The following is a 15,282-nucleotide window of genomic DNA, read 5'->3' as shown; positions in this document are numbered from 1 at the left end:
CTTGGTCGCCAGGGCCGCTTGCCTAACTGCGCTCGATATCGACCTGGCCCGTGATGCTCGTTTCCACCGGATAGCCATCGACTTGCGACGGCACGCGCCGCCTGACGGACGCATCATGCAAATACACGACGAGGGCTTCGCCGCCGATGGCGGTCTGTCCCAGGCTGACGCCTTCGACCCCATCGATCGCCATCAGGGCCCGCTCGTGGCGCCGCTTTGCCGCTTCCAGCCGGCCAGGTGGCGGGGCCGCATCAGCGAAGCCCGCCACCGCGTGGCCACTGGCCTCGTCCGGCACATATGGCATGGCCCCATCCTCGAAAACGGCGTATGGCGCTTGTACGAATTTACTGTTTGACATGACACATCCTCCCGATGCTGCCCATGGCACGCATGGAACAAGGAGGCACGGCAGCGCCTCTTGCCCGTCAGGCCATGCATGGCAGCCACACCTGACCAACTCATCATCGTGCAAAAGGCCGTGCAGTGCAAGGTAGCATCACGCCGCCACGCCGTTTTCTGTGACAATGATCAAGTGTACAACTCTCTGTTCGTCCCTTGCCGCTGCTGCCCGGCGGGGTGCCCGCAGTCTGCGACGTGCAGCTCCTTGCGCACGCTGTCCATGCGGCGGCCGTGTTCGCCATCCTCAGCCGCCTGCGCGAGCACGGCCGCTTCCAGAAAGTGCGCGCAGCCGTGAAGGCGCACAGGTCCGAACTGCTCGCCACGCCTGACTTGATGGCACGCTACCCATGCTGACCTCCCGCCAACTGATGCGCACCTCAGGCCAGGTCCGCCTGCGCCACATACCAGGCAATGGTCTGCCGCAAGCCCTGCGTCAGGTCGTGCGTGGGCACATAGCCGAGCAGGCGGGCCGCCTTGGCGATGTCCGCCTGCGAATGGCGCACGTCGCCGGCGCGGAATGCGCCATATTGCGGCGCCAGCGGCACGTGCTGCGGGCGGGCGGCCAGCAACATCTGCTGCATGGTGGCGTGCAGCAGCGTCAGGCTGGTGCTGGCGTTGACGGCCACGTTGTAGACCTGGTTCACGGCGGCCGGATCGGCTTGCGTGGCGGCCAGGATATTGGCTTGCACGGCATTGTGCACAAAGCAGAAGTCGCGGCTGGTGGCGCCGTCGCCATGGATGTACACGGCCTGCTCGTCCAGCATGGCGGCGATCCAGCGGGGAATGACGGCCGCGTAGGCGCCCAGCGGGTCTTGCCTGGGGCCGAAGACATTGAAGTAGCGCAGCCCCACCGTCTGCATGGCGTAGCAGCGCGCGTACACCTGCGCATACAACTCGTTGACATACTTGCTCAAGGCATACGGCGACAGGGGCGCGCCGATGTGCTGCTCCACCTTCGGCAAGGCCGGGTGGTCGCCATAGGTGGCGCTGGAGGCGGCGTACACGAAGCGCTGCACGCCCGCGTCGCGCGCGGCGGCCAGCATGTTCAGGAAACCGCTGACATTGACGGCATGGCACAGCAGCGGGTCTTCCAGCGAGCGCGAGACGGAACCGAGCGCCGCCTGGTGCAGCACGTAGTCGACAGGACCGCCAGTCCCGGCACGGCCGCAGCCGGCAGTCTCCGCTTCAGCGTCGCCAACGCTGGCGGCCAGCGTCGGCGCGCCACACGCGCGCGCGCACGCCTGCGGGTCGCGGATATCGGCCTCGATGAAGGTGAAGCGCCGCCATGCCGCTTCGCCCACGCTGGCGCGCACCAGTTCCAGATTGTGGCGGTGGCCCGTCAGGAAATTGTCCAGGCCTCGCACTTCCTGCCCCAGTTGCAGCAAGGTTTCCAGCAGGTGCGAGCCGATGAAGCCGGCCACGCCCGTCACCAGCCAGCGGCGCGGCTCCCTGGCCAGCTGCGCGCAGGCCAGCGCATACGCACCTGTCGCCGGGCCGCCGGCGGGATCGCCTTGCGCCATGTTTGCGCCTTGATCGAAGGCATCGGCCGCCATCACAGCCGCCACACATGCAAGCCCCCATCCTCCAGCGGACGGGGGTCGAAATGCGATTTGATGTCGATGAAGCAGCCGTTTTCCAGCACCTTGGCCTGGAAATCGGCCAGCGGGCGGGCCAGCAAGGCCTGGTGCGAGACGGCGCTGATAATTGCCTCGGCACGCGGCAGCTGCTCCCAGCTTTCCAGCGCCAAACCGTATTCTTCCAGCGCTTCGTGGCCATCGGCGACGGGGTCGTGCACATGCACCTGCACGCCATACGATTGCAGTTCGTGAATCATGTCGACCACTTTGGAGTTGCGCAAGTCCGGGCAATTTTCCTTGAAGGTCAGGCCCAGCACATTCACGTGCGCGCCCTTGAGTTTAAAACCGGCGCGCACCATTTCCTTGATGGTTTTTTCCGCCACGAACTTGGCCATGCCGTCGTTGATGCGGCGCCCGGCCAGTATCACATGCGGGTGGTAGCCCAGCATTTCAGCCTTGTGCGTCAAATAATAGGGGTCGACGCCGATGCAGTGGCCGCCCACCAGCCCCGGGCGGAATGGCAGAAAATTCCATTTCGTGCCCGCCGCCTGCAGTACTTCCAGGGTGTCGATGCCGATGCGGTCGAAGATGATGGCCAGCTCGTTCATCAGCGCGATGTTCAGGTCGCGCTGCGTGTTTTCGATGACCTTGGCCGCTTCCGCCACGCGGATGCTCGACGCCCGGTGCACGCCCGCCGCGACCACGCCTTCGTACAGGGCGGCCACCTTGTCCAGCGTGGCGTCGTCGTCCCCCGAGACCACCTTGCGGATGCTGTGCAGGGTATGCGCCTTGTCGCCAGGGTTGATGCGCTCCGGCGAAAAGCCCACATGAAAATCTTCCTTCCAGCGCAGGCCAGAATGCCGCTCCAGTATGGGGATGCAGATTTCCTCGGTGGCGCCCGGATACACGGTAGACTCGTAAATGACGATGGCGCCGCGCCGCATGTGGCGGCCGACGGCCGCGCTGGCGCCGGCCAGAGCGGAGAAATCGGGATTGTGTGCGCTGTCGACGGGCGTGGGCACGGCCACGACAAGAAAATCGGCCAGTTGCAGCTCGGCCGGATCGCAGCCCACGCTCAGCCACTGCGCCGCGCGCAACTGTTCCGTACTCACCTCGCCCGTGGGATCGACATGGTTGCGGTAACTTTCTACCTTGCGTGCCGACAAGTCAAAGCCGATGGTGCGCTGGCGCATGCCAAAGGCCACGGCCAGCTGCAAGCCGACATAACCGAGCCCTACCACCGCCACCACGTCCGCCTTGCCACCTTCCTTGCTATCCATATGCATGTGCTCCCAATGGTTGCGGCCTGAGCAACGCCGTCCGGGAAATTCTACGGTCGCCGGCCCGGCAATTCTTGAGCGGGAACAAGGAACACGGAGCATGGGCAGGCAGGCGCGCGGCCAATCGGCCGCTTGTTGAGCGCAATCAAGGAGAGCTGCGGCCATCTTTTTAAGCTAGGCCATGCCCATCCTTCATGCACGCCGCTACCGGAGACTTCCATGGCCCGCTCCCTGCCCCGTCCTTTTTCCGCCTTGCCGGCCGCTGCGCTGTGCTGCACCCTGCTGCTGCCCGTGCTGACGGGGTGCCACGGCACGCAGAGCAGCGCATCCCTGCTGGCTGACGCGCAGCAGTACCGCCAGAAGGGCGAGGCGCGCGCCGCCATCATCCAGTTGAAGAACCTGCTGCAAAAGGAACCGGACAATGCAGCGGCCCGCTTGCTGCTGGGCAGCATCTATCTCGACACGGGCGAAGCGCTGTCGGCCGAGAAAGAATTGCGCAGGGCAAAGTCGCTGGGCCTGGCGGCGCAGCAAGTGATGCCATTGCTGGGCAAGGCATGGCTCATGCTGGGCCAGTTTGACAAGGTACTGGCCGAGATCGCCGACGATGCGGCGCAGCCCGCCAGCGTGCTGGCCCTGCGCGGCGATGCCTTGCTGGCCCTGGGCCGTCAGGACGAGGCGCGCGCCGTGTTTGCGCGCCTGCTCGAAACCCATCCTGGCCAGGTCGAGGCCCTGCTGGGCCTGGCGCGACTGGCGGCACTGGAGCAGCAGGTCGCGGCGGCCGAGCTGCTACTGGCGCAAGCCTTGAAAGGCGCGCCCGCCAACCTCGACGCCTTGCGCCTGCAGGGTGACCTGCTGCGCCTGCAGGCCAAGAATGGCGCGGCGCGCCGCGCCTACATGCAGATCCTCAAGCTCAAGCCGGACAATACCCAGGCGCATATCGACCTGGCCAACCTCGACCTCCTGGAAAACCGCTACCTGGAAGCGGCGGCCCAGCTAGCCACGGCGCGCAAGACGGCGCCCAACAGCCTGGCCTTGCTGCAGGCGCAGGCGCTACTCGATTTCCGCCAGGGCAAGAACAAAGCGGCCCTGCAATCCTTGCAACTGGTGCTCAAGGCGGCACCCGAGCACATGCCGTCCGTCCTGCTGGCCGGCGCCGTGCAACTGAAACTGGGCTCGCTGCAACTGGCGGAAAACTATCTGCAGCGCTTCCTGGCTGCCTATCCCAGACATGTGTACGCGCTTAAGATGATGGCGTCGATCGAACTGATGCGCGGCAAGACGGACGCCGCCCTCGACATGCTGCTGCCCGTGCTGTCCGCCTTTCCCGACGACGTGGAACTGCTGTCGCTGGTGGGCGAGGCGCATTTGCGCGCGCGCCGCTACGACCAGGCCTCGGCATACTTCGAAAGGGCCAATACCCTGGCGCCGGACACGGCCAGGCTGCATGCGGCGCTGGGCATCAGCAGCCTGGGCATGGGAGAGAACAGCCGTGCCATCGACGAGCTGGAACGCGCCAGCATGCTCGACAAGAGCACGCCGCAGGTGGGCACCATGCTGGTGCTGACCTTGCTACGCAACAAGCAGAACGACAAGGCCCTGGCCACCGTCAAGATGCTGGAACAGCAGCAGAAAGGCACGAATCCGCTGTTGCTGAACCTGAAAGGCGGCGTCTACCTGGCCTTGCGCGACTTGCCCGCCGCGCGCGCCAGCTTCGACCAGGCCCTGGCGATGGACCCTGTCCATCTTCCCGCCCTGAACAACCTGGCGCAGATCGACCTGGCCGGAAAAAAGCCGGAACAGGCGAAACAGCGCTTCGAGCAGGCGCTGGCAAAAGCGCCAAAAAATGCCGACCTGTGCGCGGCGTTGGCCAAGCTGGCCGCCTCGCAGGGCAAGACGGACGAGGCGCGGCGCTGGCTGGAACGGGCTCACCGCGACAATCCAGACGCCGTCGCGCCGGCTCTGCTGCTGAGTAACTTTTACCTGCAGAGGGGCTCGCCAGAGAAGGCGCTGGAACTGGCGCGCACCCTGCAGGCTGGCCACCCGGGCGACGCCGATGCGCTGGCCCTGCGGGCGCAGGTCGAATACGGCGCCGGCCAGACGCAGGCTGCGCTCGACAGCTACAGCAAGCTGGCCAGCATACAGACGACGTCGGCACCGCTGCAGATGCGCATCGCCAGCCTGCACCTGGCGCTGGGCGACCGCCACAATGCGCTGCAAGCCGTCAAGCGGGCGCAGGTGCTCGATTCCACGCTGCTCGAAGCGCGCGTGGTCGAAGTGACGCTGCTGCTGGGCCTGAACCGCCAGCACGACGCGCTGGCCGTGGCGCGCCACGTGCAGGAGCAGCAGCCGAAGCTCGCGGCCGGCTACAAGCTCGAAGGCGATGTGCTGATGGAGCAGAAACGGCCGCAGGAAGCCGTCAAGCTGTACCAACACGCCCTCCAGCTCAGCAAGATCGGCCCCATGCAAGTGCAGCTGCACCGTGCCTTGCTGGCCGCGGGCCAGGTGCGCGAGGCGGATGCACGCATGGCGGCCTGGCTGAAGGACAAGCCCGATGACCTGGGTGTGCGCACCTATCTGGCCGGCGCCAAGCTGGCCGCAAAGCAATACGGCGCGGCCATCGAACAGCTCCAGCACATCGTTGCCAAGGACACGGCCAATGTGGCGGCGCTGAACGACCTGGCGTGGGCGTATCAGCAGCAAAGAGATCCGCGCGCGCAGGCGACGGCCGAGCAGGCGCTCAAGATGGTGCCGGACAACCCCATCGTACTCGACACCCTGGGCTGGATCGTGCTGGAACAGGGCGACATCAAGCGCGCGACCACCCTGCTGCGCAAGGCGGCCGGCCTGGCGCCGGAGTTGCTCGACATCCAGTACCACCTGGGGGCGGCGCTGGCGAAATCGGGCGACAAGCCGGGGGCGCGCAAGCAACTGGAACAGCTGCTTGCCGCCAGCAAGGATTTCCCGCAGCGGGCCGAGGCGCAAGCCTTGCTGACCCAGCTCTAGGCCATGCTGGCGCACGCAGCCCTGCCCGGCCTGGCAGCGCGGCTGCTGGCCTTGCTGGCGGGCGCGGCCTGCATGCTGGCCCTGCGCCATTATCCGCTGGACCACGGCTGGCCCGCCCTGCTCTTTGCCACCCTGCTGCCCGCCTATTTCCTGCTGCTGTGCTGGCGTCCCGCCTGCTGGCTGTTCTGCCTGCCGGCCTTGCTGCCCGTGCTGGACCTGGCGCCGTGGACGGGCTGGTTCTTCTTCGAAGAAATCGATGTGCTGCTGTTGCTGACGGTGGCCTGCGGCTATTGGCGCCTGGGCGGGCCGGCCCGGCCTGCAGCGGCGCAGCTTTCGCCCGCCGCCCGCGCCTGTCTGCTGCTGTGCAGCCTGGCCTGGCTGGCGGCGCTGTTGCGCGGCGTTCTGCCGCTGCCACCCCCAGCCGTGTATGCCTGGGATAATTACTTAAGCCCCTACAACAGCTTGCGACTGGGCAAGGCCTGGGCCTGGAGCATGCTGCTGCTGCCGCTGCTGCTGCGCGACGGTAACGCAGCCGCCCTGCGCCGCTACGCGCTGCCGGGCATGTTGGCCGGGCTGGCCATGGTATCGCTGTTCGCGCTGTGGGAACGGGCCGTGTTTCCCGGTGTGATGAACCTGTCCAGCGACTACCGCATCACGGCGCCGTTTTCCGCCATGCACACGGGCGGCGCCGCGCTGGACGGCTATCTGGCCCTGAGCCTGCCATTTGCGGGACTGTGGCTGGCGCGCGCGCGCAGTCGCTGGCCAGCGGCGCTGGCCATGCTGCTGCTGGCACTGGCCCTGCACGCGGCATGCGCCACTTTTTCACGGGGCCTGTACGCGGCCGTGGCGGCGGCTGTACTGCTGGCCTTGTGGCACGTCTTGCGGACGCCCCCCGGCGCGGCGCGGCGCCCGGCCGGCCCGCTGCCAGCGCGGGGCAGGTTGCTGAGGCTGCTGCTGGCCGGCTTGGGCACAGTACTGCTCGTGACCATGTTCAGCCTGGCCGGCTACCGGGGCTTGCTCGCCGCCGTGGTCATGCTCGCAGCCAGCTTCGTGCTGGCGGCGCGGTCCTTGCCGTGGCGCTTGGCGCCAGCCACCGTGTTGTGCGCGCTGTGCCTGCAGGGGCTGCTGGCCGGCTGGTGGCCGGAACCTGCCGGCCAGCAGGCCGCCGGCTGGCTGAAAGGCCCGTATTTCCTGTTCCTGATGTCCACCATGCTGCTGGCGGGCGCGCTGTGGCCGGGCGGCGCTGCCAGCAAAAGCCCAGCCAGGCTGGGCCTGGCAATGATGGCGTGGACCATGCTGGCGTGCAATCTCGTCTGGATAGGCTGGCACTGGGCCGGTGCTCCCGCCCTGATGCCAGCCGGGCTGGTCGTGCTGCTGGCCATGCTGATGCTGTGCAATGGACGCTTGCGCCCTCCGTTGTGGCGACTGGACCGCGCAAGCCTGAGCATGGCGGGCGCGGCCGCTATCGTGTTGCTGCTGGCCATACCCGTCTCGGCCAGCTATTACGCCGCAGAACGTTTCGCCACTACCGCCTTCGACATGCAAGGCCGCTTGCGCCATTGGCGGCAAGTGCGGGCCATGCAGCCATCCGACTGGGGCGATCAGCTGTTCGGCATGGGCATGGGCAGCTTTCCCGCCACGTACTACTGGCACAATCCCCAGCGCGAGGTGCCGGCCAGCATCGCCTATGCCGAAGAAGTGGGCCAGCCTGGCAATGCCGGCAACACCTATGTGCGCCTGGCCAGTCCCGGCTACAGCGCCGGCTACGGCGAACTGCTGCGGCTGCTGCAACGCCTGCCGGTGCAGCCGGCCAGGCGCTACACCCTTGCGCTCGACGCGCGTAGAAGCGGCACCATGCCCGTGCTGCTGGTGCGCCTGTGCCAAAGACAATTGCTGTACGCACAAAATTGCGTGCCTATCCCCCTGCACCTGCGCCTCCCGCAGCCAGGCGAGCCGGCCGGCACGTGGCAGCACTATGAAGTAGCGTTCGACAGCGCATGGCTGGGTGCGGGCGCCTGGCTGCTGCGCCCGCCCGTGCAACTGGAACTGGCGGCCAGCGGGACGGCCGCCTCATCCGTGATCGAGCTCGATAATCTGAGCCTGCACGCACCGGGCGGCGAGGAATTGATCGCCAACGGACGTTTTACGCAGGCCAACAATTACTGGTTTTTCAGTAGCGACCACCACCACTTGCCGTGGCATATCAAGAGCCTGGCGCTGCATCTGCTGGTGGAAACGGGCTGGTGCGGCGCACTGTCCATGCTGGGCCTGCTGGCCCTGGCCGGCCTGCGCCTGCTGCGCCAGGCGGCGGGAGGCGACCAGGGCGCGCTGGCCTGCGCCGCCGCCCTGCTGGGTTTTCTCGTCGTCGGCCTGTTCGACAGCCTGCTTGACGTGCCACGCATTGCCCTGTTGTGCTATCTGATGCTGCTATGCGCGCTGCTGCAGCCGCCGCCATCTCCTCCTGCTGAAAGTACGCCACCATGAAAGCCCTGCCGCAGACGCTCTCCTCCGCCCTGATGTCCTGCCTTGCCTTGGCCCTGGCCAGCGCACCCTGCAGCGCCGACGATGCGCTGGCGCAAGTCATTGCGCGCGTGAAACCCTCCATCGTCGGCGTGGGCAGCTGGCAAAAGACGCGCACGCCGCCCATGCATTTCATTGGCACGGGCTTCGTGGCGGGCGACGGCTTGAGCGTGCTCACTTGCGCCCATGTGATCCAGAAGCTGCTAGACGCCAATCCGGACGAAGTCATCGGCATACTCACGGGCCAGGGCGAGGCGACGCAATTTCGCCCCGCCAAAGTCCAGGTGCTGGACACGGAACACGACCTGGCCCTGCTGCGCCTGGCGGGCGCGCCGCTGCCTGCCTTGGCGCTGGGCGACGCGGCCACGGTGCGCGAAGGCCAGGCCATGGCCTTTACGGGATTTCCTCTGGCTACCTTGCTGGGCTTACATCACGTCACGCACCGCGCCACCGTGTCGTCGCTGACGCCGGTGGTCACGCCCAGCGACAATGCGCAGCGCCTTGACCCACGGCGCCTGGCGCAACTGAAAAAAGCACCGTACATCGTGTTCCAGCTGGACGCGACGGCGTATCCGGGCAGCAGCGGCAGCCCCTGTGCGACCCCGAGACCGGTCTCGTCTACGGCATCGTCAACATGGTGTATGTCAAAGGTTTGAAAGAAGCGGCCATCAGCACGCCCAGCGGTATCACCTACGCGATTCCGGGCAGCCACATGCAAACGATCCTGCTGAAAGATAAATGCGTCAGTTGCGTCCCTGCCTCAGCCGGTCGGTGATGCCAGGTTCATCCCATGTCGGGAAAAAATAGGGGTAAAACGATCGTTCACCGCCATGCTGCTCCATCATGCCGCCGTACTCGCGGATCCTGGCCCCCATGTAGTCGAGGTCCAGACGCAGCAGCACGGCCGGCGCCCCCACGCGCGTGCACTCTCGCTGGCCGCCAAAATCCTTGAAACCGAGCATGCGCTTGTAAAACACCACATGCCGTGGATTGACTTCGATCACGTAATCCGTAAAACCGTGAATATTGTGGGCATAGATATACGAAATATGAATCAGCGCCGCAAACACGCGCTTGCTCACGCCCTTGTCGATGGCCAGGCGCGATGGTTCGCACAGGCGCCGCCCCTCCTCGCGCAGCACGTCGAGCTTGTCGCGGAAGTTTTCATCGGCGGGCAAGCCCGTCTCTTCATTGTCCAGGCACAAGGTCATGGTACCGACGGTGGAGCCTGCCGTTTCCGCAAACAGGGTGATTTTGTTCAGGGCATGCGCGATGCCGGGATCGACGGCATAGCCGCGCCAGCCGTACATCTTGCGGATCAGCAAACTGGCCGCTTCGCGCCGGCCACGCGAATTGGCCATGCGGATATGAAAGCGCTGCAGGTCGAGCTCGTGCTCCATGGCCGGGTCGATCTGTCCCTCGCCCACCACCAGGTCACTGAAGGTGCCTGGCGTGTCGAAGGAAATAATGGGTTCATCTTTCACGCTCATCTTGTCCTCACGTTCATCGGCCGCAATCGCTACGGATTGAAGCCAATGCCTTGAGACAAGAAAAAGTCGAGAAAAGTTCCCAATTCCAGGCAAATAAACAGAAGATGGCGCCTTTGGATGGCAACATTGCACGCTGAAATTTGCTGAAGAGTACAAAAAGACAAATGTCACTGCTGTTTTAATATTGCTGAGTTCGTTACTAGAAGAAGCTCTCCGGTATCAATAGCACGTCACCCGGCCGCATCATGACGTTGGCGGAAATATCGCCACTCTTGAGCAGGTCATCCAGGCGCACACCCAGCTGCTGCTGCCTGCCATCGGTTGTGCGGATGATGCTGGCCTTGTTGCCAGCGGCAAAGTCCGTGATGCCGCCCACGGCGATGAGCACATCCATCAGCGACATGCCCAGGCGGTACGGCAGCGCCTGCGGCTTGGCCGCCTCGCCGATGACCCGGATCTGCTCGCCGTACGGGCCGGAGAAATTGGTGACAATGACCGTCACCACCGGTTGCTGGATGAACTTGCCCAAGGCTTGCTCGATGTCGCGCGCCAGCTGGGTCGATGTCTTGCCGCTGGCGGCCAAATCCTCGACCAGCGGCGTCGTGATCTTGCCGTCCGGCCGCACGGCCACCGTTAGCGACACTTCCGGATTGCGCCACACAACGATGTTGACGGAGTCGCCCGGGCCGATCAGGTAATCGTGCATGGGGGCGCTGTCGTCGGCGGGCGCCAGCGGATAGCGTGTGCGGCAGCCCCCCAGCAAGCTCGCGCTACAGGCCAGGACCAGCGTGTGGCAGACAAATGCACGGCGAAACGGATTCATGCGGGGCCTCTTCGAGTCGATGGCGCGTCCATGGCAGTTCCCGCAGAACCAGCCTGGGCCGCGAATTTCCTATGATTATTAAAACCCGGCAAGTGAACCTTGAGGCGTATCAAGAAGCAATCATCTTGGGAAATCTTGCCCGATAGGCGCTCTATACTTTGCTTACTCAACAGGCAAGCATTCCTTGCAAGACGCCGTTGTCCGCGCCGCCCAGCCATCGACCGTGCAGCACCGTCACCTGAAGGAAGCGACATGGAGCAATTGATACAGCAACTGCTTTCCAGCCTGAAGGGCATCTGGAAATACCGCTGGCATGCAGTGCTGGTGGCATGGCTGGTGGCGATCGGCAGCTTCATCAGGGTGATTACGCTACCCGACGACTTCCAGACGTCGGCGCGCGTGTTTGTCGATACGCAAACCATCCTCAAGCCGCTGCTGGCCGGCATGACCAGCGTGCCGAACACGGAGCAGCAGGTGGCCATCATGAGCCGCACCCTGCTCAGCCGCCCGAACGTGGAGCGCGTCATGCGCATGGTCGACCTCGATCTCGATTCGAAGACCGTGCGCGAACATGAAGCCCGGCTCGATGAGCTGATGAGCCGCATCAAGATCACCGGCACCAACGCCTACGATATCTACACCATCAGCTACAGCGGACGCGACCCGAAGCTGGTGCGCGACGTGGTGCAAAGCCTGCTGACCATCTTTGTCGAAGGCAGTTTCCAGGGAAAAAAAGGCGATTCGCAGAAAGCCGTGCAATTCATCGACGAGCAGATCAAGAATTACGAGGACAAGCTGAGCGCGGCGGAAAACCTGATGAAGGAATTCAAGATCCGCAACAATCTGCTGCTGCCGCGCCAGGGCATCGACTATGGCAGCCAGTTGCAGATGTCGTCCGATAGTCTGAACAATGCGAAGCTGGAATTGCTCGAGGCGGAGCAATCGCGCAAGGCCATCCTGAGCCAGATCGAGGGCGACGAGCCCGTGCTCGACCTGGAGCCGAACGCGTCGGCCATCACGAACCCGGAACTCGACGAGCGCATCGCCTCGCTCAACAAGAATCTGGACAGCCTGCGCATGCAATTTACGGAGTTGCACCCCGACATCATCGCCTCGAAGCGCCTCATTGCCCAGCTGGAAGAGCGCAAGGTCGAGGAAAGCAAGCTGAAAACGGCGTCAGGCGACCCGGGCAAGAACTACAGTCCAATGCTGCAGCAGCTGAAGGTGGCGCTGACGGACGCGGACGCCAAGGTGGCCGCCATCCGCGCCCGCGTGCAGGAATACAAGGCGCGCAATGAGCGCCTGCTGGCGCAAAGCAATGCCGTGCCCGAGGTGGAATCGCAGCTGGCGCAACTGAACCGCGACTACATCATCAACAAGGAAAACTATGAAAAGCTGATTGGCCGGCGCGAAGCGGCCAAGCTGTCGGGCGAACTCAGTTCCACCACCGAGATGATGGCCTTCAAGATCATCGATCCGCCCACGGTGCAATATGCGCCCGTCGGCCCGAACCGTCCGCTGCTGTTCAGCGCGGCGCTGGGCGCAGCCCTGGTGGCCGGCATCGCCACGGCCCTCTTGATCAGCCAGGTGCGCCCCACCTTCCTCAGCCCCGCCGAACTGCGCGATGCCACGGGCTTGAACGTGCTGGGTACGGTATCGATGAACTGGACGCCGCTGCAGCAGGTGCGCCGTCGCCGCGCCCGCTATGGATTTACCGCCTGTCTGGGCAGCCTGTTTTTGCTGTACAGCGGGGTCATGACGGCCGCCCTGCTCAAATTCTAGACCACGCCACGGGAGCGACGATGACCAGCAAGGAGTGCATCAGCAAGGACAGCGGCAGGCAGGATGGCCTCATCCCGGGCGTGGCGGAAACCCCCATGCCGTACGCAGCGGACAACGCCGATGGCGCCGACAGCGCGGACACCCTGGCGGCGGCCAGCAACCCCCAGTACCGCGCCCTGAACCTGGCCAGGCTGGCGGAGCAAGGCATGCTCACGCTGGAAGGCGGGCGCAGTTCGGTGGCCGAAGACTTCCGCATCATCAAGCGCCCGCTGCTGCGCCAGGCGCGCGCCAGCGGCGCCGAGGCCATCCGCCACGGCAACCTGATCGTCGTCACCAGCGCCATGCCAGGCGAAGGCAAAACGTATTGCGCCGTCAACCTGGCCATGAGCATCGCCATGGAAATGGATATCACGGTGCTGCTGGTCGATGCCGACGTGGCGCGCCCGTCCGTGCTGAAAGTGCTGGGCCTGTCGCCCGAGCCGGGGCTGATGGACGTGCTGCTCGACCCGCAGCTGGCCATGGCGGACGTGATCCTGAAAACCAACGTGGCCAACCTGAGCATCCTGCCTGCCGGGCGCAGCAACAAGCATGCGACGGAGTTACTGGCCAGCCGGGCCATGAGCCGGCTGCTGGCCGAGATCGCCAGCCGCTACGCCGACCGCGTCGTCGTCTTCGATTCGCCGCCCCTCTTGATCACCAGCGAAGCGCACGCGCTCGTGGGACAGATGGGCCAGGTGGTGATGGTGGTCGAGGCGGAAACGACGACCCAGCACGCCGTCAAGGAAGCGCTGCGCCAGATCGAATCGTGCGAACACATCCATTTAATCTATAACAAGACCAAATCGTTTCCCGGCAACGACTACTACGGCTATGGCTATTACGACTAGCCGCCGCACGCCGCCGGCGATGCCGCTGCTGCCCTTGCTGTCCCTGCTGCTGCCCGTGCCGGCCTTGGCTGTCGACTGGCTGGTGCAACCCTCGCTGCGCCAGCGTGTCAGTTATACGGACAATGCGCTGCGCGCGCCGCCCGGCAAGGCGCAATCGGATTACATCACGGAAATCGCACCCGCCATCGCCCTCATCGGCACGGGCCCTCGCCTGCGCGTGGACCTCGATTACAGCTGGCACAAATCCCTCTCGGGGCAGCGCGGCAATAGCGAAGACCACGACTTGCGCGCTGCGGCCGACGCCGAACTGGTGCAGGACTGGTTCTTCATCGATGCCAACGCCAGCGTGAGTCGGCGCAACATCTCGCCATTCGGCCAGCAACTGATAGCCGATCTTCCGGACACGGACAATGCCAGCACGGTGCGCACCACCGGCATCAGCCCCTACCTGCGCCACCGCTTCCGTGGCCTGGCCACAGCCGAACTGCGCTACACGCGCAATTCGGTCGACAGCGGCGGCGACCTGCTGTCCGTACACAGCGACGAGCTGGAATTGCTGCTCGGCGGCGAGCCGCGCAGCCAGGGCTGGACCTGGAACGCCAGCCACGACGTGCGCCGCACGCAGGACAGCAAGCTGGCGCCCGTGCGCATGCAGCGCAGCAGCGTGGGCCTGCGCTATCCGTTCGGCAGAAAATGGGCGGCCACGGCCAGCGGCGGCACGGAAAAGGAAGGCTATATGTCGAGCACCGGCAAGGCGCCGGAAGGCCGTTTCTGGTCGCTGGGCGGCGTGTGGACGCCGTCGCCGCGCACCAGCCTGGCCTTCAGCACGGGCAAGCGCTTTTTTGGCAACACCTACAGCCTCGATGCCACGCTCCTGCAGCGCCATACCAACTGGCAACTGAGTTACAGCGAAAACATCACCACCCTGCCAACGCAGTTTGCGCGCCTGGGCGACCGCGACGCGGGCCAGTTGCTCGATCAATTATGGCGCGCAATCCTTCCCAATGCGCGTGACAGGCGCTTGCGCATCGCTGCCTTCCTGCGCTACGCCAACAAGCTGGGGCCGGAACGGGGCGCCATCAATTACTTCAGTCACCGCTATTTCCTGCAAAAACAGCTGCAACTGACGATGGCGCGCGCCACGGCGAAAAGCGCGATGGTCGTCGGCGTCACGGCCGTCGACCGCACGGCGCAAACGGCCAGCGGCATCGACAGCGCCTTACTGCCTGGCATGACATTCGGCAGCGAAGACCGCATGCGCCAGGTCGGCGGCAATCTGGGCTGGAGCTGGCAAGCCAGTTCGCGCAGCAGCGTGAATGTCGATGCCGGTTACGCCAGCGTGCGCTCGCTGAGCGTGCCGCGGCGCGACAACAACATCACCGTGACGGCGGGCTATACGCGCATCCTGCAGCCGAACATGACGGCCAGCATCGACGTGCGGCACGTGCGGCACACCAGCAACCGGGGCGGCGACTACCGCGAAAACGGCGTCAGCGCCACGCTCACCATGCAATTCTAAGG

At 65.0% G+C, this 15,282-nt stretch carries 12 protein-coding genes; 7 read left to right on the top strand and 5 right to left on the bottom strand.

All coding sequences use genetic code 11. The annotated features are described in order from the left end of the window. Positions 1-22: 22 nt before the first annotated feature. Positions 23-358: a hypothetical protein gene (locus ACQ4WZ_RS08970; RefSeq protein WP_436573157.1), complete on the bottom strand. Its 336-nt coding sequence runs from the start codon at positions 356-358 to the stop codon at positions 23-25. A gap of 236 nt (positions 359-594) precedes the next feature. On the opposite strand from ACQ4WZ_RS08970, the gene ACQ4WZ_RS08965 reads away from it, so the two are divergent. Further along, entirely contained in the window at positions 595-753 is a 159-nt protein-coding gene (locus tag ACQ4WZ_RS08965; RefSeq protein ID WP_436573156.1) for a hypothetical protein, read from the top strand. A gap of 23 nt (positions 754-776) precedes the next feature. Here the strand turns inward: ACQ4WZ_RS08965 and ACQ4WZ_RS08960 are convergent, their stop codons facing one another. Next, positions 777-1,919: an SDR family oxidoreductase gene (locus ACQ4WZ_RS08960; RefSeq protein ID WP_436573155.1), complete on the bottom strand. Its 1,143-nt coding sequence runs from the start codon at positions 1,917-1,919 to the stop codon at positions 777-779. A 32-nt stretch (positions 1,920-1,951) separates the two neighbouring features. Beyond that, complete coding sequence (locus ACQ4WZ_RS08955) at positions 1,952-3,256, bottom strand: nucleotide sugar dehydrogenase (RefSeq protein ID WP_101481302.1); 1,305 nt, start codon at positions 3,254-3,256, stop codon at positions 1,952-1,954. Positions 3,257-3,475: 219 nt separating this feature from the next. Between ACQ4WZ_RS08955 and prsT the strand changes: the two genes are divergently transcribed. Genes prsT through ACQ4WZ_RS08940 form a run of 3 tightly spaced genes read left to right on the top strand, consistent with a single transcriptional unit; the run spans position 3,476 to position 9,435 of the window. Beyond that, positions 3,476-6,259: an XrtA/PEP-CTERM system TPR-repeat protein PrsT gene (gene prsT, locus ACQ4WZ_RS08950; protein WP_436573154.1), complete on the top strand. Its 2,784-nt coding sequence runs from the start codon at positions 3,476-3,478 to the stop codon at positions 6,257-6,259. Positions 6,260-6,262: 3 nt separating this feature from the next. Next, the gene (locus ACQ4WZ_RS08945) at positions 6,263-8,743 is read left to right on the top strand and encodes a hypothetical protein (RefSeq protein WP_436573153.1); all 2,481 of its coding nucleotides are present in this window, start codon (positions 6,263-6,265) and stop codon (positions 8,741-8,743) included. Then, complete coding sequence (locus tag ACQ4WZ_RS08940; protein ID WP_436573152.1) at positions 8,740-9,435, top strand: S1 family peptidase; 696 nt, start codon at positions 8,740-8,742, stop codon at positions 9,433-9,435. The genes ACQ4WZ_RS08945 and ACQ4WZ_RS08940 overlap by 4 nt, the downstream gene beginning before the upstream one ends. Before the next feature lie 87 nt (positions 9,436-9,522). Here ACQ4WZ_RS08940 and ACQ4WZ_RS08935 read toward each other — a convergent pair whose 3' ends face one another. Beyond that, positions 9,523-10,269: an N-acyl amino acid synthase FeeM domain-containing protein gene (locus ACQ4WZ_RS08935; RefSeq protein ID WP_436573151.1), complete on the bottom strand. Its 747-nt coding sequence runs from the start codon at positions 10,267-10,269 to the stop codon at positions 9,523-9,525. A 199-nt stretch (positions 10,270-10,468) separates the two neighbouring features. Beyond that, positions 10,469-11,092, bottom strand: a complete 624-nt coding sequence (locus ACQ4WZ_RS08930; RefSeq protein ID WP_436573150.1) for an XrtA/PEP-CTERM system exopolysaccharide export protein — start codon at positions 11,090-11,092, stop codon at positions 10,469-10,471. 252 nt (positions 11,093-11,344) lie between these two features. Between ACQ4WZ_RS08930 and ACQ4WZ_RS08925 the strand changes: the two genes are divergently transcribed. The 3 genes from ACQ4WZ_RS08925 to ACQ4WZ_RS08915 are packed head-to-tail and all read left to right on the top strand — an operon-like array spanning position 11,345 to position 15,280. Beyond that, on the top strand, positions 11,345-12,874 hold the full coding sequence (locus ACQ4WZ_RS08925) for an XrtA system polysaccharide chain length determinant (RefSeq protein ID WP_101481308.1): 1,530 nt from the start codon (positions 11,345-11,347) through the stop codon (positions 12,872-12,874). A 20-nt stretch (positions 12,875-12,894) separates the two neighbouring features. Continuing rightward, positions 12,895-13,761 carry an XrtA-associated tyrosine autokinase gene (locus tag ACQ4WZ_RS08920; RefSeq protein ID WP_436573149.1) on the top strand — a complete coding sequence of 289 codons (867 nt, stop codon included), beginning with the start codon at positions 12,895-12,897 and terminating at the stop codon, positions 13,759-13,761. Further along, positions 13,745-15,280: a TIGR03016 family PEP-CTERM system-associated outer membrane protein gene (locus tag ACQ4WZ_RS08915; protein ID WP_436573148.1), complete on the top strand. Its 1,536-nt coding sequence runs from the start codon at positions 13,745-13,747 to the stop codon at positions 15,278-15,280. The genes ACQ4WZ_RS08920 and ACQ4WZ_RS08915 overlap by 17 nt, the downstream gene beginning before the upstream one ends. Positions 15,281-15,282 lie beyond the last annotated feature (2 nt).

This window comes from Janthinobacterium darwini, from assembly GCF_051380905.1.
Classification (GTDB): Bacteria; Pseudomonadota; Gammaproteobacteria; order Burkholderiales; family Burkholderiaceae_D; genus Janthinobacterium.
Note: the sequence above shows the minus strand (reverse complement) of the source record. Positions and strands in the feature narration are given on the sequence as shown.

What these genes read in the sequence shown, in the direction of transcription:
- ACQ4WZ_RS08970 (WP_436573157.1), bottom strand. Translation starts at nt 358, where the DNA reads ATGTCAAACAGTAAATTCGTACAAGCGCCATACGCCGTTTTCGAGGAT.
- ACQ4WZ_RS08960 (WP_436573155.1), bottom strand. Translation starts at nt 1,919, where the DNA reads ATGGCGCAAGGCGATCCCGCCGGCGGCCCGGCGACAGGTGCGTATGCG.
- ACQ4WZ_RS08955 (WP_101481302.1), bottom strand. Translation starts at nt 3,256, where the DNA reads ATGGATAGCAAGGAAGGTGGCAAGGCGGACGTGGTGGCGGTGGTAGGG.
- prsT (WP_436573154.1), top strand. Translation starts at nt 3,476, where the DNA reads ATGGCCCGCTCCCTGCCCCGTCCTTTTTCCGCCTTGCCGGCCGCTGCG.
- ACQ4WZ_RS08945 (WP_436573153.1), top strand. Translation starts at nt 6,263, where the DNA reads ATGCTGGCGCACGCAGCCCTGCCCGGCCTGGCAGCGCGGCTGCTGGCC.
- ACQ4WZ_RS08940 (WP_436573152.1), top strand. Translation starts at nt 8,740, where the DNA reads ATGAAAGCCCTGCCGCAGACGCTCTCCTCCGCCCTGATGTCCTGCCTT.
- ACQ4WZ_RS08935 (WP_436573151.1), bottom strand. Translation starts at nt 10,269, where the DNA reads ATGAGCGTGAAAGATGAACCCATTATTTCCTTCGACACGCCAGGCACC.
- ACQ4WZ_RS08930 (WP_436573150.1), bottom strand. Translation starts at nt 11,092, where the DNA reads ATGAATCCGTTTCGCCGTGCATTTGTCTGCCACACGCTGGTCCTGGCC.
- ACQ4WZ_RS08925 (WP_101481308.1), top strand. Translation starts at nt 11,345, where the DNA reads ATGGAGCAATTGATACAGCAACTGCTTTCCAGCCTGAAGGGCATCTGG.
- ACQ4WZ_RS08920 (WP_436573149.1), top strand. Translation starts at nt 12,895, where the DNA reads ATGACCAGCAAGGAGTGCATCAGCAAGGACAGCGGCAGGCAGGATGGC.
- ACQ4WZ_RS08915 (WP_436573148.1), top strand. Translation starts at nt 13,745, where the DNA reads ATGGCTATTACGACTAGCCGCCGCACGCCGCCGGCGATGCCGCTGCTG.